General features: G+C 80.5%; 1 protein-coding gene. It reads left to right on the forward strand.

Annotated elements, in window-relative coordinates; translation table 11 throughout:
• A partial coding sequence (locus GTW08_RS00705; protein ID WP_202416213.1) for a Trp biosynthesis-associated membrane protein occupies positions 1-221 on the forward strand: 221 nt, incomplete at both ends.

Consider the following 221-nt stretch of genomic DNA (forward strand, 5'->3'; position numbering starts at 1 on the left):
TGGTGGCGGCCGTCGCCGCGCTGGTCGCGCTGTCCGGGATCGCCCGCCGCGTGCTGGGCGTGCTGGTCGGGCTCGCCGGGGCGGCCGCGGTGGTGCTGACCCTGCGGCTGGTCGCCGTGCCGCCGTCGGCGGTGGAGCTGGCCTCGGCCCGTTCCGGGCTGACCGCACCGAACGCCCCCGCGGGCTCCGGTGCGGTCTCGGCGACGCCGTGGCCCTGGCTG

The sequence above is a fragment of the Pseudonocardia sp. SID8383 genome (assembly GCF_009864975.1).
Classification (GTDB): domain Bacteria; phylum Actinomycetota; class Actinomycetes; order Mycobacteriales; family Pseudonocardiaceae; genus Pseudonocardia; species Pseudonocardia alni.